General features: G+C 67.8%; 15 protein-coding genes and 1 pseudogene. 13 read left to right on the top strand and 3 right to left on the bottom strand.

Going from position 1 to position 19,657, the window contains the following annotated elements; all coding sequences use genetic code 11:
* Positions 1–55: 55 nt before the first annotated feature.
* The 9 genes from kdpB to WS70_RS12975 all read left to right on the top strand — a co-directional run bounded on the left by kdpB (position 56) and on the right by WS70_RS12975 (position 11,672).
* Complete coding sequence (kdpB, locus tag WS70_RS13015; protein ID WP_082722160.1) at positions 56–2,182, top strand: potassium-transporting ATPase subunit KdpB; 2,127 nt, start codon at positions 56–58, stop codon at positions 2,180–2,182.
* A 12-nt stretch (positions 2,183–2,194) separates the two neighbouring features.
* Complete coding sequence (kdpC, locus tag WS70_RS13010; protein ID WP_059471581.1) at positions 2,195–2,776, top strand: potassium-transporting ATPase subunit KdpC; 582 nt, start codon at positions 2,195–2,197, stop codon at positions 2,774–2,776.
* A gap of 213 nt (positions 2,777–2,989) precedes the next feature.
* Positions 2,990–6,043, top strand: a complete 3,054-nt coding sequence (locus tag WS70_RS13005) for a DUF4118 domain-containing protein (RefSeq protein ID WP_059596643.1) — start codon at positions 2,990–2,992, stop codon at positions 6,041–6,043.
* The gene (kdpE, locus tag WS70_RS13000) at positions 6,036–6,734 is read left to right on the top strand and encodes a two-component system response regulator KdpE (RefSeq protein ID WP_059471583.1); all 699 of its coding nucleotides are present in this window, start codon (positions 6,036–6,038) and stop codon (positions 6,732–6,734) included. Before WS70_RS13005 ends, kdpE begins: the two co-directional genes overlap by 8 nt.
* Positions 6,735–6,990: 256 nt before the next feature.
* Positions 6,991–7,287 carry a putative hemolysin gene (locus tag WS70_RS12995; RefSeq protein WP_059471579.1) on the top strand — a complete coding sequence of 99 codons (297 nt, stop codon included), beginning with the start codon at positions 6,991–6,993 and terminating at the stop codon, positions 7,285–7,287.
* A gap of 173 nt (positions 7,288–7,460) precedes the next feature.
* Positions 7,461–7,781 carry a quaternary ammonium compound efflux SMR transporter SugE gene (gene sugE, locus WS70_RS12990; protein ID WP_059596697.1) on the top strand — a complete coding sequence of 107 codons (321 nt, stop codon included), beginning with the start codon at positions 7,461–7,463 and terminating at the stop codon, positions 7,779–7,781.
* A gap of 189 nt (positions 7,782–7,970) precedes the next feature.
* The gene (locus tag WS70_RS12985) at positions 7,971–8,588 is read left to right on the top strand and encodes a DUF4126 domain-containing protein (RefSeq protein WP_059471578.1); all 618 of its coding nucleotides are present in this window, start codon (positions 7,971–7,973) and stop codon (positions 8,586–8,588) included.
* Complete coding sequence (locus WS70_RS12980; RefSeq protein ID WP_059596642.1) at positions 8,585–11,176, top strand: ABC transporter permease; 2,592 nt, start codon at positions 8,585–8,587, stop codon at positions 11,174–11,176. The genes WS70_RS12985 and WS70_RS12980 overlap by 4 nt, the downstream gene beginning before the upstream one ends.
* An 88-nt stretch (positions 11,177–11,264) precedes the next feature.
* The gene (locus tag WS70_RS12975; protein ID WP_059596641.1) at positions 11,265–11,672 is read left to right on the top strand and encodes a group II truncated hemoglobin; all 408 of its coding nucleotides are present in this window, start codon (positions 11,265–11,267) and stop codon (positions 11,670–11,672) included.
* Between the two features lie 196 nt (positions 11,673–11,868).
* On the opposite strand, the gene WS70_RS12970 is transcribed toward WS70_RS12975, so the two are convergent.
* The 3 genes and pseudogenes from WS70_RS12970 to WS70_RS12960 all read right to left on the bottom strand — a co-directional run bounded on the left by WS70_RS12970 (position 11,869) and on the right by WS70_RS12960 (position 14,110).
* On the bottom strand, positions 11,869–12,519 hold the full coding sequence (locus tag WS70_RS12970; protein WP_059596640.1) for a PD-(D/E)XK nuclease family protein: 651 nt from the start codon (positions 12,517–12,519) through the stop codon (positions 11,869–11,871).
* Positions 12,520–12,578: 59 nt separating this feature from the next.
* Positions 12,579–13,286, bottom strand: a complete 708-nt coding sequence (locus WS70_RS12965; RefSeq protein ID WP_156438054.1) for an RNA polymerase sigma factor — start codon at positions 13,284–13,286, stop codon at positions 12,579–12,581.
* Positions 13,287–13,386: 100 nt separating this feature from the next.
* Positions 13,387–14,110 (bottom strand): annotated as a pseudogene (locus WS70_RS12960) (type IV toxin-antitoxin system AbiEi family antitoxin domain-containing protein).
* A gap of 437 nt (positions 14,111–14,547) precedes the next feature.
* On the opposite strand from WS70_RS12960, the gene WS70_RS12955 reads away from it, so the two are divergent.
* The 4 genes from WS70_RS12955 to WS70_RS12940 all read left to right on the top strand — a co-directional run bounded on the left by WS70_RS12955 (position 14,548) and on the right by WS70_RS12940 (position 19,611).
* Positions 14,548–16,101, top strand: coding sequence for a Fic family protein (locus tag WS70_RS12955; RefSeq protein ID WP_059596639.1), 1,554 nt, complete (start codon positions 14,548–14,550; stop codon positions 16,099–16,101).
* A gap of 514 nt (positions 16,102–16,615) precedes the next feature.
* Positions 16,616–17,347, top strand: a complete 732-nt coding sequence (locus WS70_RS12950; protein WP_059470573.1) for an alanyl-tRNA editing protein — start codon at positions 16,616–16,618, stop codon at positions 17,345–17,347.
* On the top strand, positions 17,344–17,985 hold the full coding sequence (locus tag WS70_RS12945; RefSeq protein WP_059470574.1) for a DUF924 family protein: 642 nt from the start codon (positions 17,344–17,346) through the stop codon (positions 17,983–17,985). Before WS70_RS12950 ends, WS70_RS12945 begins: the two co-directional genes overlap by 4 nt.
* A 231-nt stretch (positions 17,986–18,216) precedes the next feature.
* Positions 18,217–19,611, top strand: a complete 1,395-nt coding sequence (locus WS70_RS12940; protein WP_059470575.1) for an amidase — start codon at positions 18,217–18,219, stop codon at positions 19,609–19,611.
* The last annotated feature ends 46 nt before the right edge of the window (positions 19,612–19,657 follow it).

Raw genomic sequence — 19,657 nt, 5'->3', positions numbered from 1 at the left:
CACGAGAGGACTCGCGCAAAGCCAGACGACTGGCGATGCGCATCTGAGGATTGCAATGACTCAACATTCCGCTACGCGATCGATGTTCGACCCGGCGCTCGTGCGCCCGGCGATCGTCGATTCGTTCAAGAAACTCACGCCGCGCACGCAGTTCCGCAACCCGGTGATGTTCTGCGTGTACGTCGGCAGCATCCTGACGACGATCCTGTGGATCGCCGCGCTGATGGGGCAGGCCGAGGCGCCCGCGGGCTTCATTCTCGCGGTCACGCTGTGGCTGTGGTTCACCGTGCTGTTCGCGAACTTCGCCGAGGCGCTCGCCGAAGGCCGCTCGAAGGCGCAGGCCGCGTCGCTTCGCAGCGCGAAGAAGGACGTGATGGCGAAGAAGCTCAACGAGCCGCATCCGAAGTCGCCCGTGCGTATCACGACGGCGTCGGATCTGCGCCGCGGCGACGTCGTGCTCGTCGAGGCGGGCGATACGATTCCCGCCGACGGCGAGGTGATCGAAGGCGTCGCGTCGGTCGACGAATCGGCGATCACCGGCGAATCGGCGCCCGTGATCCGCGAATCGGGCGGCGACTTCTCGTCGGTGACGGGCGGCACGCGCGTCTTGTCCGACTGGATCGTCGTCCAGGTGACGGCGAACCCGGGCGAGGCGTTCCTCGACCGGATGATCGCGATGGTCGAAGGCGCGAAGCGCAAGAAGACGCCGAACGAGATCGCGCTCACGATCCTGCTCGTCGCGCTGACGATCGTGATGCTGCTCGCGACCGCGACGCTGCTGCCGTTCTCGATGTTCTCCGTCGAAGCGATGAAGGCGGGCCACGTCGTGACGATCACCGCGCTCGTCGCGCTGCTCGTGTGCCTGATCCCGACGACGATCGGCGGCCTCTTGTCCGCGATCGGCGTCGCCGGAATGAGCCGGATGATGCAGGCGAATGTGATCGCGACGTCGGGCCGTGCAGTGGAGGCAGCGGGCGACGTCGACGTGCTGCTGCTCGACAAGACGGGCACGATCACGCTCGGCAACCGCCAGGCGTCGACGTTCCTGCCGGCGCCGGACGTGACCGAAGTGATGCTCGCCGACGCCGCGCAATTATCGTCGCTCGCCGACGAGACGCCGGAAGGCCGCAGCATCGTCGTGCTCGCGAAGGAGCGCTTCAACATCCGCCAGCGCGACATGGCCGCGCTGCATGCGGTGTTCCTGTCGTTCTCCGCGCAGACGCGGATGAGCGGCGTCGATCTGTCCCCCCATGGGACTTCCTCCGGGGCGCCGAGCCGAGAGATTCGCAAGGGCGCGGCCGAGGCGGTGAAGAAATACGTCGAGGCGAACGGCGGCCGCTTCCCGGCCGACGTGGCGAACGCGGTGACGGACGTCGCGCGCCGCGGCAGCACGCCGCTCGTCGTCGCGGAGAAGCATGCCGATGCGGCCGGTCGGGGTGTCGCGCGCGTGCTCGGTGTGATCGAGCTGAAGGACATCGTGAAGGGCGGCATCAAGGAGCGTTTCGCCGAGCTGCGCAAGATGGGCATCAAGACCGTGATGGTGACGGGCGACAACCGGCTGACGGCCGCGGCGATCGCGGCGGAAGCCGGCGTCGACGACTTCCTCGCGGAAGCGACGCCCGAGGCGAAGCTGTCGACGATCCGCGAGCATCAGGCGGCGGGCCGGCTCGTCGCGATGACGGGCGACGGCACGAACGACGCGCCGGCGCTCGCGCAGGCCGACGTCGCGGTCGCGATGAACTCGGGCACGCAGGCGGCGAAGGAAGCGGGCAACATGGTCGACCTCGACTCGAATCCGACCAAGCTGATCGAGATCGTCGAGATCGGCAAGCAGATGCTGATGACGCGCGGCTCGCTCACGACGTTCTCGATCGCCAACGACATCGCGAAGTACTTCGCGATCATCCCGGCCGCGTTCGCGACGACCTATCCGCAACTGAACGCGCTGAACGTGATGCATCTCGCGACGCCCGCGTCGGCGATCATGTCGGCCGTGATCTTCAACGCGCTCATCATCGTGCTCTTGATTCCGCTCGCGCTGAAGGGCGTGCGCTACCGCGCGCTCGGCGCCGCGTCGCTGCTGCGCCGCAATCTGTTCATCTATGGCCTGGGCGGGATTCTCGTGCCGTTCGTCGGCATCAAGCTGATCGACGTCGTGCTCGCCGCCCTCGGCTGGGTTTAAAGGAACATCGCCATGAAATCACTGTTTCGTCCGCTCATCGTCGTGTTCGTCGTGCTGGTCGCCGTGACGGGGCTCGCGTATCCGGCCGTGATGACGGTCTTCGGCCAGGCCGTGTTCCCGTCGCAGGCGAACGGCAGCCTCATCGAGAAGGACGGCTTGGTCGTCGGCTCCGCGCTGATCGGCCAGCAGTTCGATGCGCCGCAGTACTTTTGGGGCCGCCTGTCCGCGACGAGCCCGATGCCGTACAACGCGACCAACTCGGGCGGTTCGAATCTCGGGCCGCTCAATCCGTCGCTCAAGGACCAGGTGAAAGGACGGCTCGACGCGCTGAAGGCGGCGGGCACCGATCTGTCGAAGCCCGTGCCCGTCGATCTCGTGACGGCGTCGGCGAGCGGCCTCGATCCGGAAATCAGCCCGGCCGCGGCCGACTACCAGGTCGCACGCGTCGCGCAAGCGCGCAAGATGGCGGAAGACGCGGTGCGGCGGCTCGTCGCGGACAATACGGCAGGCCGGCAGTTCGGCGTGCTCGGCGAGCCGCGCGTGAACGTGCTGAAGCTGAACCTCGCGCTCGATGCCGCGCAGGCCGCGCATTGACGCGCATTGACGCGAGACGCCGGGGAGCGCCGCGCCGTCCGCCAGGCCGCGCGGGCGCGTTCGCGGCGATCGTGGCGAACGCGGCGGCGTGAGCGCGCCGCCGCCCTTGTCGCCACGACATCCGGACGACGCCGCCTCGGCGTCGTCCTTTCCTTTTGGGGCGGTTTCGAACGACAATGAATTTCAGCCGCCAACCGGAGACTTCGGCCTCGCATGAACCGTCCCGATCCTGACCAGCTTCTCGACAAGATTCAACGGGAAGAGGAAAAGCAGCAGCGCGGCAAGCTGAAGGTTTTCTTCGGCGCGTCGGCGGGCGTCGGCAAGACCTACGCGATGCTGCTGGCTGCGCGCGCGCGCAAGCAGGAAGGCGTCGACGTCGTCGTCGGCATCGTCGAGACGCACGGCCGCAGCGAAACGGCGTCGCTCCTCGACGGGCTCGACGTGCTGCCGCTCGCGCAGATCGAATACCGTGGCCGCACGCTCGGCGAGTTCAATCTCGACGCGGCGCTCGCGCGCCGCCCGCAGCTCGTCCTCGTCGACGAGCTCGCGCACTCGAACGTGCCGGGCGCGCGGCACCTGAAGCGCTGGCAGGACGTGTACGAGCTGCTCGACGCGGGCATCGACGTCTACACGACCGTCAACGTCCAGCATCTCGAGAGCCTGAACGACGTGGTCGGCGCGATCACGGGCATCCGCGTGTGGGAAACCGTGCCCGATCGCGTGTTCGACGTCGCCGACGAAGTCACGCTCGTCGACCTGCCGGCCGAGGAGCTGCTGAGCCGGCTGCGCGAAGGCAAGGTCTATTTGGCGCAGCAGGCCGAGCGGGCGGTGCGCAACTTCTTCCGCAAGGGCAACCTGATCGCGTTGCGCGAGCTCGCGCTGCGCCGCACGGCCGACCGCGTCGACGCGCAGATGCGCGAGTATCGCGCGGACCGCTCGATCCAGCGGATCTGGCAGGCGCGCGAACGCCTGCTCGTGTGCGTCGGCCCCGGCCCCGAGGCGCCGACGCTCGTGCGGGCGGCCGCGCGCCTCGCCGCGAGCCTGAAGGCCGACTGGCTCGCCGTGTACGTCGAGACGCCGCGGCTCGCGCGGCTGCCGGGCGCGGTCAGGCAGCGCACGCTCAACGCATTGAAGCTCGCGGCCGAGCTCGGCGCCGAGACGGCGACGCTGACGGGCGCGGACGCGGTCGCCGCGCTGATCGGCTATGCACAGGTGCGCAACGTGTCGAAGATCGTCGCGGGCGGCTCGTCGAAGAGCGGCTTCCTGCGCCGCTTCTCGCGGCCGTTCGGCGAGCAGCTCGCGGAGCGCTCGGGCGACGTCGACCTGATGCTGATCCGCGCGTCGGCGAGCGAAGACGCGCGCACGCCGCTCGATCCGGGCGCGCGCGCGTGGCGCGACGCGTTCTCGAGCGTCGTCGACGGCCGCTCGCCGCCGCGCAACTACGGCTATGCGGCGGCGATCTGCGCGCTCATCACGGTCGTCGCGAACCTGCTGCACAGCCAGCTCGACCTGACCAACCTCGTGATGCTGTACCTGCTCGGCGTCGTGTTCTCGGCGGTGCGCCTCGGGCGCGGGCCGGGCGTCGTGCAGTCGTTCCTGTCGGTCGCCGCGTTCGATTTCTTCTTCGTGCCGCCACGGATGTCGTTCTCCGTGTCGGATACGCAGTATCTGCTGACTTTTTTCGGAATGCTGCTCACGTCGCTCGTGATCAGCCATCTGACGTCGAGCCTCACGCGCGGCGCGTATATCGCGCGCCGCCGCGAGCGGCGCACGAGCGCGATGTACGCAATGGCGCGCGAGCTCGCGGCGGCGCTGACGGCCGAGCAGATCGTCGAGATCGGCAGCCGGCACGTGTCCGAGGTGTTCCGCGCGCGCGTCGCGATCCTCTTGCCCGACAGCGGCGACAAGGTCCAGCAGAAGATCGAGAATCCCGACGAGACGGTGACGATCACGGGCGCGGCGCTCGACATCGACGTCGGCCAATGGGTGTACGACCAGCAGAAGCCGGCGGGCCACGGCACCGATACGCTGCCCGCCGCCGCCGCGCTCTATCTGCCGCTGAAGGCGCCGATGCGCACGCGCGGCGTGCTCGCCGTCGTCACGAAGGATTCGCGCGAGCTCGAAGTGCCCGAGCAGCAGCGGATGCTCGACGCGTTCGCCGCGCAGATCGCGCTCGCGCTCGAGCGCGTCCATTACGTCGACATCGCGCGCGACGCGCTCGTCAACATGGAGTCCGAGCGGCTGCGCAACTCGCTGCTGTCGGCGATCTCGCACGATCTGCGCACGCCGCTCACGGCGATCGTCGGGCTGTCGTCGATGCTCGCGAACGCGCGCGGCGCGATGCGCAACGATGGCGGCGACGGCCCGCCCGCGCGCGAGGACGAGCTCGTCGAGGCGATTCACGACGAGGCGCTGCGGATGACGGGAATCGTCACGAACCTGCTCGACATGGCGCGGCTGCAGGCGGGCAGCCTGCAGCTCAAGCGCCAGTGGTCGCTGCTCGAGGAGACGGTCGGCGCGGCGCTCGCCGCGTGCAAGCGCGTGCTCGCGCGCCATCCGGCGCGGGTGCGGCTGCCCGCCGACCTGCCGCTGCTGCAGATGGACGCGGTGCTGATGGAGCGGCTCTTCGCGAACCTGTTCGAGAACGCGGCGAAGTACACGCCGCTCGATACGCCGATCGAGATCGGCGCGGAGCGGATCATCGACGACAGCCGGCCGTTCGTGCGCGTGTTCGTCGACGATCACGGCCCGGGGCTGCCGGCCGGTATGGAGACGCGGATCTTCGAGAAATTCACGCGCGGCGAGAAGGAATCGGCGACGCCCGGCATCGGCCTCGGGCTGGCGATCTGTCGCGCGATCGTCGACGCGCACGGCGGTAAAATCGGCGCGCTCAACCGGGTCGGGTCCGGCGGCAAGGTCGAGGGTGCGCGCTTCTGGTTCACGCTGCCGGTCGAGACGCCGCCGCCCGAGCCCGGCGTCGTCGACGAGGAAGCGGACGCCGAAGCGAATGAAGGCGCTGGCGCAGGCAACGCCGCGCTCGGCGGCGCGATTGGCGAATCCGCCGCCGGGCCGCGCGCGCCGGGCGGTTTCGCGGCCGACGAGCGCGTCGCCGATGAACGCGGACGCGGCGGCGAACGCGCTGCCGGAACGCCTGCCTCCGCTCCCGCCGGCGAGCGCGCCCGATCCGCTTCGGCGGCGCCCGCGCCACAACGTGACGACGGCGCGTCGGCGCCCGTATCCAACGAACATCCGCCTGCCCATGAGTGAACCGACCGTCACCGTCGTCCTGATCGAAGACGAAAAACAAATCCGCCGTTTCGTGCGCAGCGCGCTCGAGGAAGAGGGGATCGCCGTGTTCGACGCCGAAACGGGCCGCCAGGGCCTGATCGAAGCCGCGACGCGCAAGCCCGATCTCGCGATCGTCGATCTCGGCCTGCCGGACGGCGACGGCCTCGACGTGATCCGCGAGCTGCGCGGCTGGTCCGAGATGCCGGTGATCGTGCTGTCGGCGCGCACGCACGAGGAAGAGAAGGTGGCCGCGCTCGACGCGGGCGCCGACGACTACCTGACGAAGCCGTTCGGCGTGTCCGAGCTGCTCGCGCGGATTCGCGCGCATCTGCGGCGGCGCAATCAGGGCGGCGTGGCCGAGTCGCCGCTCGTGAAGTTCGGCGACGTGTCCGTCGACCTCGCGCTGCGGCGCGTGTGGCGCGGCGGCGAGGTCGTCCATCTGACGCCGCTCGAGTATCGGCTGCTCGCGACGCTCGTGCGGCACGCGGGCCGCGTGCTCACGCACCGGCAGTTGCTGCGCGACGTCTGGGGGCCGACGCACGTCGAGAGCCACCACTACCTGCGGATCTACATGGCGCACCTGCGGCAGAAGCTCGAGGCCGATCCCGCGCAGCCGCAGCACATCGTCACCGAGACGGGCGTCGGGTACCGGCTCGTCGGCGCGGGTTGACGCGGAGGGCGTCGCGGGCGCGCGCCGCCGAGCCGTATTGCTCGTCGCGGCGCCGCGTCGTGCCTCACCGCGCTTCGCCCCGTCTCGCCCTGTGTCGCCGCGTCTCGCTGCGTCTCGCCGCGCCGGCTGCGCAGGCCGTACCCGCCAGCCGGTCGCGACGCCCGAACCGAGTCCGGAGCGTCGGCTGCGCCTGACGCCGCCGCGCGCGTTTTTCTCTTATGCTGAGCGCTCGACAATCACAACGAGGAACTCAACCATGCTCGTCCGTCTACTGTGCGGTTGTGCATTGGGCATCGGCGCTGCGGCGGCGCTTGCGCAGCCGCTGCCGCCGAATCGGTCGGCCGCGCTCGCCAATCCGGCGTCGGTGAATTGCGAAAAGCTCGGCGGCAAGGTGGTGATCCACGACGGCCCGCGCGGTCAGTTCGGGATCTGCGTGTTCAAGGACGGGCGCGAATGCGACGAATGGGCGCTCTACCGCGACGACCGCTGCGTGCAGCTCGACGCGCACGGCTGGCCGATCGCGCAGCACGGCCGGAAGCCCGAGTCGAAGTGATGGCCGGCACGCCGCGCGGCGCGATTCGCGCCGGGCGCACGGCGGGCTTCTCGGCGCGAAGGCCCGGCCAGCGCGGTTGTAAGCCCCTTGTTATACTTTCGCCGCCCGGGGACGACCCTGGGCCGTCGATGTACAACGGGGACGACCCCATTTGACTCATGGAGAGTCTCCGCATGCCTTGGCTGTGGCTTCTCGTCGCCGGTCTGCTCGAAGTTGCGTGGGCGGCCGGTCTCAAATCGTCCGCGGGCTTCACGCGTCTCGGTCCCTCCATTTTCACGATCGTCACCGCGCTCGGCAGCTTCGGGCTCCTCGCCGTCGCGATGCGCGAGCTGCCGCTCGGCACCGCGTACGCGGTCTGGACGGGCATCGGCGCGGTCGGCGCGTTCATTTTCGGAATCGTGATGCTCGGCGAGGCGCTGACGCTCGCACGCATCGCGAGCGCGTCGCTGATCGTCGCCGGGCTCGTCGGCCTGAAACTGTCGTCGGCCGGCTGAGCTGCAAGGTTTGCCCAGGTCGGCGCGTCGCGGCTGTGCGCGACGCGCGTCTATAATGAAGCGGAATCCATCTGACAACGTCCCGCCGCCGCGCACGAATCGGCGGGGCCGGCGGGTCGATGGGCCGCTTCGCCCGGCGTCGGGCGCAGTCCGCCCGCGAACCGCGCGCATTGCGCAAGGAGGCGGCACATGGTCGAAGCCATTTCGCTCGGCGCGGGGCTCGCGTGGGCGAGCGGCCTGCGCCTCTATCTCACCGTGCTGATCGCGGGCGTGTTCGCGCGCCTCGGTCTCATTCATCTGCCCGATACGCTCGCGGTGCTGACGTCGCCATGGGTGATCGGCGCGGCCGCCGCGCTCGCCGTCGCCGAATTTCTCGCCGACAAGATCCCCGCGTTCGACTCGCTGTGGGACGCGGTCCACACGTTCATCCGGATTCCCGCGGGCGCCGTGCTCGCGGCGGGCGCGCTCGGCCACGCCGATCCGACGCTCCTCGCGATCGCGGGCCTCGCGGGCGGCACGCTCGCCGGCTCCGCGCACATCGCGAAGGCGGGCACGCGCGCGCTCATCAACCTGTCGCCGGAACCGATCTCGAACTGGATCGCGTCGACGACCGAAGACGGGCTCGCGGTCGGCGGGCTCGCGCTCGCATTCTTCGTGCCGCTCGTGTTCATCGCGCTGATGATCGGCTTTCTCGCGTTTTCCGCGTGGGCGCTGCCGCGGCTGTGGCGCGGCGTGTCGGGCGGCTTTCGCGGGATGGCGAACCACATGGTGTCGAGGCTGAATTCGATCGGGAGCAAGCGCGATTGACTGCGGCGGGTAAAACGATGCCGGCCGGCCGCCGCTTCGGCCTCGTCGACCTGCTGCGCCAGGCGGGCCGGATGACGCTGCGCGATTGGCGTGCGGGCGAGCTGACGCTCGTCGCGCTCGCGCTCGTGCTCGCCGTCGCGGCGCTCACTAGCGTCGGTTTTCTTGCCGACAGGCTGCGCCAGGGGCTCGAGCGCGACGCGCGCCGCATGCTCGGCGCGGACTTCGTGGTGCGGGCCGATCATCCGGTCGATCCGGCGTTCGCCCTCGAAGCGCGCGCGCTCGGCCTGTCGAGCGCGACGACCGCGATCTTCCCGAGCATGGTCGGCGCGCCGAACCCGCCCGCCGCGGAATCCGGCGCGAACGGAATGCCGCCCGTGCGGCTCGCGGCCGTGAAGGCCGTATCGGCCGGCTATCCGCTGCGCGGCGCGGTCGAGATCGCGCCCGATGCGAACGCGCGCGGCCGTCCTGCCGGTTCGATTCCGGTCCCCGGCACCGTGTGGGTCGACCCGTCGCTCCTCGACGCGCTGCATCTGAAAGTCGGCGACGCGCTGCGCGTCGGCGGCCGCACGTTCACGGTCGGCGCGGCGATCACCCGCGAGCTCGATCGCGGCTTCTCATTCGTCAATTTCTCGCCGCGTGTGATGCTGCGTGCGGACGAGCTCGAGTCGACGGGGCTCACCGGCTACGGCAGCCGCGTCACGTACCGCCTCCTCGTCGCGGGCGACGACGCGGCCGTCGAGCGCTTCGCGAGCTACGCGCACGCGCGCGTCGACGGCGGCAAGCTGCGCGGCGTCGCGCTCGAATCGCTGCAGGAGGGGCAGCCGCAGGTGCGGCAGACGCTCGACCGCGCCCGCCATTTCCTCACGCTCGTCGCGCTCCTGACGGCGCTGCTCGCGGCCGTTGCAATCGCGATGTCCGCGCAGCGCTACATGCGCCGCCATCTCGACGGCTGCGCGGCGATGCGCTGCCTCGGCGCGAGCCACCGCACGCTGACGGCGCTGTTCGCGATCGAATTCGTGCTGCTCGGCGTCGTTGGCGGCGTCGCGGGCGCGGCGCTCGGCTACGTCGGCCATCTCGTGCTGCTGCGTGCGCTCGGCAGCCTGATCGACGTCGTGCTGCCGCCGCCTTCCGTGTGGCCGGCGGCGATCGGCGTCGCGACAGGGCTCGTGCTGCTGCTCGGCTTCGCGCTGCCGCCGCTCGCGCCGTTGACGCGCGTGCCGCCCGTGCGCGTGCTGCGCCGCGAGTGGGGCGACGCGGGCCGCGTCGCGTGGGTGGGCTATGCAGCGGGCGTCGCGCTCTTCGCGGCGCTGCTCATTGCCGCGGCGGGCAACCCGGCGCTCGGCCTCATCGTCGCGGGCGGCTTCGCGGGCAGCCTCGTGCTGTTCGCGCTCGTCGCGCGGCTCGCACTCTTCGCGGCTGCGCGGCTCGTGCGCGACGGCCGCGTCGCGGCAGGGCTCGGCTGGCGCTACGCGCTCGCATCGCTCGACCGGCGCGGCGCCGCGAGCGCGCTGCAGATCACCGCGCTCGCGCTCGGCCTGATGTGCCTGCTCCTCATCGCGATCACCCGCAACGATCTCGTCGCCGGCTGGCGGCAGTCGACGCCGCCCGACGCGCCGAACCAGTTCCTGATCGACATCCAGCCCGACCAGCGCGACGACGTCGTCCGCTATCTCGCGGCGAACGGCATCGCGAATCCGGCGCTGTCGCCGATGGTGCGCGGGCGGCTGCTGTCGGTGAACGGCAAGCCGGTGAATCCGGACGACTACAAGAGCGACGATGCGCGTCGCCTTGTCGATCGCGAATTCAACCTGTCGTACACGACGCAGTTGCCGGGCGACAACCGGGTCGTCGCGGGCGACTGGTTCGGCGCGGCCGACGCGCCGCAGATCTCGATCGAGGCGGGGCTCGCGAAGACGCTCGGCGTGAAGCTCGGCGACACGCTGCGCTTCGACGTGACGGGCCTGACCGTCGATGCGCCCGTGACGAGCGTGCGCAAGCTCGATTGGGGCACGTTCCGTGTGAACTTCTTCGTGCTGATGCCGCCCCCTGCGCTGCGCGATTTTCCGGCGACCTACATCACGAGCTTCCATTTGCCTTTCGCCCGGCAGCGCGTGCTTGACGGCCTGATCGCGCAGTATCCGAACCTGACGGCGATCGACGTCGCGCCGATCCTCGCACAGCTCGAACGCGTGCTGCTGCAGGTGATCGGCGCGGTGCAGTTCCTGTTCGGGTTCACGCTCGCGGCGGGCGTCCTCGTGCTGTACACGGCGCTCGCGGGCTCGCGCGACGAGCGCGTGCGCGAGGCCGCGCTGATGCGCGCGCTCGGCGCGTCGCGCGCGCAGGTGATCGCTGTGCAGCGCGCGGAGTTCATCGTCGTCGGCGTGCTCGCGGGCGCGATGGCGGCGGCGGGCGCGCTCGCGGTCGGCGCGGTGCTCGCGTCGCGCGTGTTCGATTTCCAGCTCGCGCCCGACCCGTGGCTCGTGCCGGCCGGCATCGCGGCGGGCGTCGCATGCGCGGGCGCGGCGGGGTGGCTCGGCCTGCGCGGCGTGCTGCGCCGCCCGGTGCTGCAATCGCTGCGCGATGCATGAATCGCGCGCACGCGCTATCTTCGCGCGGGCAGCTTCTCGTTCTCCCTGTTCGTTTTTTCCTTGTTCGTTTCATTTGACCGATGTCCGTATGACCGATGTAACCGATGACGCGCCGTCGCAGCCGACGGCATTCGAACGCGTGGGCGGCGAGGCGCGCGTGCGCGAGCTCGTCGACCGTTTCTACGACCTGATGGATCTCGAGCCCGAATTCGCCGGGATTCGCGCGCTGCATCCGCCGACGCTCGACGGCTCGCGCGACAAGCTGTTCTGGTTCCTGTGCGGCTGGCTCGGCGGCCCCGATCACTACATCGAGCGCTTCGGCCATCCGCGGCTGCGCGCGCGGCATCTGCCGTTTCCGATCGCGTCGTCCGAGCGCGACCAGTGGCTGCGCTGCATCGCGTGGGCGATGGAGGACGCAGGGCTCGACGAGCCGCTGCGCGAGCGGCTGATGCACTCGTTCTACGACACGGCCGACTGGATGGTCAACCGACGTTAGTTAGTAAAAAATTTGTTTTAAATCAGCGGGGCAACTTCAGTTGGGGCTGGTCGCGAGACGCGGTCATTAGTTGCTTTCGGAAGCATAGCCTGCCGGCCGCCAAACTTCGATAGGTGGCGGCCGGCAGGCTAGAGCGCACAAAGCTTGGGGTGAGACGGAGCCCCTTAGCTGTCCATCCAGGCCATCGGGTACTTACTCAAGGGCGCGAAGGACAGATCGTCGAGTACGCACACCACGCGCAATGTTCGCCTGGCTTCAAATTCTGATCGCCGGCGTGTAGCTTGACGGTCACCGCGTAGGGCGTCGTCATGTTGACGTTTCCGCTGGGCGCTGCTACCTCCTCCGTGCCCTCAATCAAGTTGTGCACGACGACGCAACCCGCTCGCTTCGGTTTTAGCCCGTTCATGAGCGGCCGCATAAACCTCACGCGCTTCGATAGGCTCGCGCCGACCACATTGATAACGTGCACTGATCTAGGCTTTGGAACGTCCGACAGGAGCGCCGCGCTGAGTTCAATCTCTACGCCGTTCAAGTCTGTAACGGGCGCACAGAAATCACCTCCCACTTCCGTGAGCAAGTCGATGCCACTCTGAAGTGCGGCGCAAGCGTGCCTGAATAGCTGCGGGTCATCCTCCGGCGTGGGCAATTCAAGCTCCTCCCGCGCGGCGACCAAGTGTTCAGCCGCAGCGGGTGCGATGTCCCGAGGCCAGGTGCGCAATGCCTGTGAAATTGCCATTTGTGCGCGCACCGACACGTCCTTGACAACGGCCGTCGGGAGCCCTAATTCATATCGGTAAAGATGCTGGAGGGGGCACTTTGCGTAAGTATCGAACTCGCTGAGTGTCATCGAACTGCCCGACGTGCTGCCTGCCGTAGATACCGGACTTACGCTCGATGTCGCGGCCGTTAGCGACTGCGTGCCGTGGGCACCGAGCATCGTAGTAGCTGGGCGACCTGCTTCCACTCGTACCTCAGCTCGGCACGGAAGTAGAAGGCATCTCGTTCCTGTCTTGGCAGGTTCATCAAAGCCTTAACGGCCGCAGCGCTGAGCTGCTTTTTCTCCAGCGCTTCTTCGGGCGACTCTCCATCCGGATCCTCAAGCCCTTCGAGAATCGCGGCGCCTTCGTGAGCCTCCTGCATGCCATCCACCGAGTCCATACTATTCATTTCGGTGCGCAGGTGGCGCAAAAAATCGTCCAATCGGTCTCGCACGAATACGCCGAAGCGGACTTCCGCGTTCGACAGAGGCGCTTTGTCCTCGAAGAACTTGAGCCAAATGTAGTCAATAGCATCAGTGAACGCTTGACCGCCCCGGCGCTCAACCTCCGGCCGATCCTTCGCTCCCTGCCAGCGCTTGCCAACGATCAGCTGGATCCGCCGATTGAGCATCGCCACCGCAGCCGCGATCACCCCCGCCGCCCGTCCGAAGTGCGTGCGCACGATGGTGGCGAGCACCTCGGACGGGACATGCCCGACCTCGGTGTGGTCCAGCTGGATGCGGCGTAGCAGTTGCTCTTCCGGGAGAGCCGCAATCTGTTTCAGTTCGGCCTCATGGGCCGAGTCGCGAGTTCGCATATGGTTTCCTACATAGCTGTGTGCATCGACCCCTTTCATCTATCAAACCGAGGCGAGAGCCGGAAAAAGCAAGAAGCCATGCCCGCGATATGGTTATTCGTGGCGCGGCCCAATAGTAGTGGTGTGGGGACTTTCTCGTTCATCGTGGGTTGAGTATTAGCCGGCCGTTTTTGTTCGACCATCTTTTCCCGGCGCCAAGACGGTCAACATGCTTCTGAAGGTCTCGCGCCCATGAAAAATCGGCCTCCAGTCCGAGGTCGCGCACGAGCCTTACGACCTTCACCCGTTTGCAGTGGCTCAAAAACTCGTCCAGCACGTCGGGGCGCAGATTGCGCAAGCGAACCATCAGGTTGCTCGCTTCCTCCATCGATTGTCCCTTCCCGATGTCGCTGGCGAGCTCCAGGATGGCTCGCTCGGGCACGGAAACCAGTACCCCCGGGTCGCCGGCCGGAAGCGGTTTCAGGCCCTTCCCGTAAGGAAAATCGCCGTCGAAGAGGGGGTAGTCTGATACAAGTAGCTCAGGTGTTTCGCCACCCATGGAGGGATGCGGTACGATTTCTGTCCCCATAAGGCGACTTTTTCCCGGAAGGCGATGTTGTGGCATACGCCCTGCCAGGAAAGGGCCGTTTTGCCACCGACGTGAAGGCCGGGTATGCGTCGGCCCAGATAGGCGATCGAGCCGTCTATTGATGGCGTGTCGCCGGTCAAAAGGTAGACCCCTGCGAGAGACACTGCAGCCAGCCGGATTTGACCATATGCGCCGCGAGCGCGGCACTCACCCCCATGTCCCTGAGCATGCCGGAATCAATCGGGTAGCCGCGCCGGCTTTCTTGCAGGAGTCGCTGGACTGTCTTGTTCCTCATCTGGGCGAGGGCGTTTGCGTTGTCTGGATGCAATATATGCGAGATTGTTTGATTATTTGCAATTTATTAACGCGCCACGATTGCTGCCGTGGCAGTGACTTTGCGACGGGCGCTATCTTTGGGGGGCAGATGTCGCGCTTGCCTCGGCCGAAGGGAATTTGAGGACGATCTGACCAGCTTACCCGCCAGTTTTGACGTTCCGCTGTCCCGGAAATCTCGCTTGTTTTCGCATGAGATTTCTCCAAAAAGAGGAGTCACATGAGGAACGCTTGAATCCACACTTTGTACGGCATATCATATAGTTACATTCGGGGCTTGATTGCATGTCAAAGTAAATGATGACGACAAGTCAAAGTAAACGATCCAGGCAAGTCAAAGTAAAATCTAGGCTTATCCCAAAGTAAATTTCGCGGCAACACCACACCACAGCGTCACCCATGGCTTCCTCTTCCCAGACAAAACCGCCCGCCAAGCTCGCCGCGGCGCTCAGAACACTCAAGCGGCTGCAGGACAAGCATCAGGGTGTCGTCGAGCACACCGATTTGACGGACGAGCAGCGCATACTCCTCGTCGACACCGGTTTTTTGCGTCCAGCCATGAAGGGCTGGTATTTCTGCAGCAACCCCGCGGAGGCGGACGGCGAGTCGACGATCTGGTACGCCACGTACTGGGCGTTCATCGCGCGTTATCTCGGCAAGCGGTTCAACAAACGTTACTGCCTAAATCCCGAAGCGTCGTTGCTGCTGCACACCGGCAATACCACCATTCCGGGGCAGGTGTACGCCGTCGCCAAGGAAGGCGGCTCGACAGTCCTTACTTTGCCGTCCAACACGTCGCTGGCGGTCTACGCGGACGAAAAGCGGGTTCCCAATTCGCGCGTCGAGGCCCGAGGCCTGCAGGTGTGGCCGATAGCCGAGGCGTTGTGCATGGTCGGCCCACAGTTCTTCGTGAACAATGCGGCCGATGCCGAGATCGCCCTCTCGCTGGTGCGTGGCGCGAGCGAGGTCCTCACCACGCTTCTCGCGGACGGTGGCAAGAAGGCGGCGGCAGAGCGGCTGGCGGGCGCGTTCGAGTTCATGAAGCGGCCCAACGAGGCTAAGCGCATCGTCGACAGCTTCGCTGCGGCGGGCACACCCATCAAGCCGCTCAACCCGTTCGAGCGCGAGGAGCCGTCGCTCCTGCCAAACCGCGAGCGGTCCCCGTACGTCCTCAGGTTGCAGTCTATGTGGGCGAGATGGCGCACGGCCGTGATCGAGGAGTTTCCCGCGCCGCCCGGCGTCGCGCAGGATGCGGGGGCCTATCTGGCAGACGTCGACGAGCGTTATGTCTCTGACGCCTACAACTCCCTCTCCATCGAAGGCTACCAGGTCACGGACGAGCTGATCGAGCGGGTCGCGCGGGGCGACTGGGACCCTGACGGCGATCCCGAGCATCTCAAAACCAAGAACGCGCTGGCGGCACGCGGTTACTACCAGACGTTCCAAGCGGTCAAGACGAGTATCGGGCAACTCTTTGCCGGCGAAAACGTGGGCGATGTCGTGGAGCGCGACCACCACACCTGGTACGCGGAACTCTTTGGACCATCGGTGAAGGCGGGCATACTCGCGACGCACCAGCTGGCTGGCTATCGCACGGGCCCGATCTTCATCCGCAACTCGATGCACACCCCGGTACCGCGCGATGCGATCCTCGACAGCCTCGAAGTGTTGTTTGAACTGATCAGGGCAGAGACGCATCCCGCCGTGCGCGCAGTACTCGGACATCACCTCTTTGTGTTCATCCACCCGTACTTTGACGGGAACGGACGCATCGGCCGGTTCCTGATGAACGTGCTCCTCGCCTCCGGCGGGTATCCGTGGACGGTGGTTCGAGTGAGCCGGCGTGCCGAATACATGAAATCCCTTGAGCAAGCGAGCGTACACGGGGAAATCCGCCCGCTGGCAAAGTTCCTTGCGGAAGAGATGGCGCAGTGGTCAGTGGAGCGCGCATGAAGTGCGATCACGCCCCCGCACACATGTGAGTAGGGTGCTTCGCACCGGCAATACTGGCATCGGTCTGACCGACTGAGCCTGCCGGCAGACGTGGTGTAAGCGCCTGGCGATGGCACGGGAGCAAGCTGGCTAGCGGCGATCAGGCAACGGCGGGTGCCAAGCGATGCGGTAGTAACCGAGCGATGTCGTCGGCTCGCGACCGCTTACATATGATCTCCCCCTGCACCCCCTCTAACTTCGCCGTAGATATGTAACCTCACGATAGACAAAGCCAAGACACCTAGCGGACAAATGTGCCAGCAAGGGTTTGTTAGTTTAATAAAATCGTTAAAATACAGTAGCTTAGGTCATGCTAACAGTAAGTGGTATTCAGAACAGCAGGATGCGAAACCGTCCCGGTTGAAATTCCGGTACGCTTCCGTGCGCGCCGCGCGCAATTGCGCCTGTCGCGGCGCGCGTGGCGCACCGCATACTGATCGCTTCCGATCACCCATAACGACATCCGAGACGCCCCATGGCCACCCAAGCCCTCTTTCGCGAAGACGCTTATCTGACGCACTGCGACGCGGTCGTCACCGCCGTCGACGAAGCCGGCATCCACCTCGATCGAACCGTGTTCTATCCGCTCGGCGGCGGCCAGGCGGGCGACAGCGGCACGCTGACGCTGCCGGGCGGCGCGACGCTCGCCGTCGCCGACACGCGCAAGGCGAAGTTCGAAGGCGCGACGCCCGACGACGCGGTGCACGTGCTCGCGCCGGGGCAGGAGGCGCTCGCGGCGAACGTGAAGCCGGGCGACGCGGTCGTCGCCGAAATCGACTGGACGCTGCGGCACCGCCGGATGCGGCTGCACACGGCGAGCCATCTGCTGTGCGCGGTGCTGCCGTATCCGGTCGACGGCTGCAGCGTGACCGCCGACTACGCGCGGATCGATTTCGCGACGGTCGAGCCGATCGACCGCGCGTTCGTCGACGCGCGCCTGGCCGAGCTCGTCGGCGGCTCGCATCCGGTGACGACCGAGTGGATCACCGACGACGAGATGGCGGCGCGTCCGGACCTCGTGCGGACGATGAGCGTGAAGCCACCGATGGGACTCGGGCGCGTGCGGCTGCTGCGGATCGGCGGCATCGACCTGCAGCCGTGCGGTGGCACGCACGTGCGCAGCACGGCGGAGATCGGCGGGCTGCGCGTCGCGAAGCTCGAGAAGAAGAGCGCGCGCACGCGCCGCCTCGTGCTGGAGCTCGCATGACGGCGCTGCACGCGCGAGGCGGCGCGCACGACGCCGCCGCTCACGACGACGCGGCGCTCGACCCGCGCGCGCGCGACGTGCTCGGCTTCTGGTTCGGCGCGCCCGGCGATCCGGCGTTCGGCACGGCGCGCAAGATATGGTTCAGCGGCGGTCCGGCGCTCGACGCGCAATTGCGCGAGCGGTTCGGCGCGCTCGTCGACGCGGCGACGGCGGGCGAGCTCGACGCATGGACGCGCACGCCGCTCGGCGCGCTTGCGCTCATCGTCGTGCTCGACCAGTTCTCGCGCAACATCCACCGTGGCACGCCGCTCGCGTTCGCGGCCGATCGCGCAGCGCTCGCGCACGCGAAAGCGCTCGTCGCGTCGGGCGGCGACCGCGCGCTGCCGACGGGCCATCACCGTGCGTTCGCGTATCTGCCGTTCGAGCACGACGAGTCGCCCGACAGCCAGCGCGAAGCGGTGCGCCTCTGCGCACGGATCAAGGACGAGGCGGGTTGCGCCGGCTACCACGATTACGCGCTGCGCCACGCGGTCGTGATCGAGCGCTTCGGGCGCTTTCCGCATCGGAACGCGATCCTCGGCCGGTCGTCCACCGACGAGGAAATCGCATTCCTGAAGGAGCCCGGCTCGTCGTTCTAAGCAGGTTCGGCCGTGCCAGCGCGGCCGCTCCGGATGTGCGCTCGGCGCGCTGGCACGGCGTCTTCGCGCATGCGGCGGGCCGCCGCGAGTGCTCGAAAGATGTGTGCGTCGTCCGATATCAATCGCGCTATCCGTCGCCGTTTTTTGTGTTGCTATCGTGAGTTCCACCGACGAGGGGCGACCGCCGAAGCCGGCGTGGCCGCCCGTCTCCAACCTTGCGAGGCCGAATCCATGTCCGAGCTGCTCGACCTGACCGCCTGCTCGCTTGCCGAACTGTTCAAGACCCGCAGCGTGACGCCCGCCGATTACGCGGACGCGCTGCTCGACCACATTGCGCGCTGGGAGCCGCATCTGAACGCGCTGTGCCGCTTCGATCCGGAGCGCGTGCGCGCGCAGGCGCTCGCGTCGACGCGCCGCTGGGCGGCGGGCGCGCCGTTGAGCGAGATCGACGGCGTGCCAGTGACGATCAAGGAACTGATCGCGACGCAGGGCGATCCGGTCGCGCAAGGCTCGGCCGCGGCCGCCGACGCGCCGCCCGCAACCGTCGACGCGCCCGCCGCGATGCGGCTGCGCGAGGCGGGCGCGGTCGTGATCGGCAAGACGGCGGTGCCCGATTACGCGATGCTGTCGTCGGGGCTGTCGAGCCTGTACGGCATCACGCGCAACCCGTGGCGGCTCGATCTCAATCCGGGCGGATCGAGCAGCGGGGCGGCCGCGGCCGCGGCCGCGGGCTACGGGCCGCTGCACGTCGGCACCGACATCGGCGGGTCGATCCGGCTGCCGGCCGGCTGGTGCGGGATCGTCGGCTTCAAGCCGTCGAACGGACGGATTCCGATCGATCCGTACTACACGGGCCGCTGCGCGGGGCCGATGACGCGCACGCTCGATGACACCGCGCTGCTGATGCGCTTCCTGTCGCGCCCGGACTGGCGCGACGCGACGAGTCTGCCGCCCGAGACGATCGACTGGTCGATCGCACCCGCCGACGTGAAGGGCATGCGGATCGGCCTGATGCTCGACGCCGGCTGCGGGATCGCGCCGGAACCGGAGATCGTCGCGGCGGTCGAGACGGCGGCCGAGTGCTTCGCCGCGCACGGCGCGCGGATCGTCGCGGCGCCGCCGGTCGTGTCGCGCGGGATGCTCGACGGACTCGACCGTTTCTGGCGTGCGCGGCTATGGGCCGACCTCGAACGCCTGCCCGACGCGGCGCGCGAGCGCATCCTGCCGTACATCCTCGCATGGGCGGGGCAGGGCGCGTCGGTGTCCGGCGTCGACGCGGTGCGCGGCTTCGGCGCGACGTTCGAGATGCGCGCGGCCGCCGCGCGGCTGTTCCAGTCGGTCGACGCGGTGCTGTCGCCGACCAACGTCGTCGCCGGCTTCCCGGCCGAATGGGCGGGGCCGACTCAAGACCCGACGCGGCCGTTCGAGCACATCGCGTTCACGGTTCCGTGGAACATGGGCGAGCAACCGGCGCTGTCGATCAACTGCGGCTTTGCGCGCAACGGGATGCCGATCGGCCTGCAGATCGTCGGACCGCGCTTTGCCGACCGCCTCGTGCTGCAGCTCGGCAAGGCGTACGAGAACTGGCGCGGCGCGATGCCGCGCTGGCCCGCGCCGCCTCACTAACGCAGTTGCGCACGCGCGTTTGCGCGCTCTGCGCGTTCCGTCGATT

It is taken from the genome of Burkholderia mayonis (assembly GCF_001523745.2).
Lineage (GTDB): Bacteria > Pseudomonadota > Gammaproteobacteria > Burkholderiales > Burkholderiaceae > Burkholderia > Burkholderia mayonis.
The sequence above is the reverse complement of the archived record's forward strand: the minus strand, read 5'-3'. Positions and strand labels throughout refer to the sequence as shown.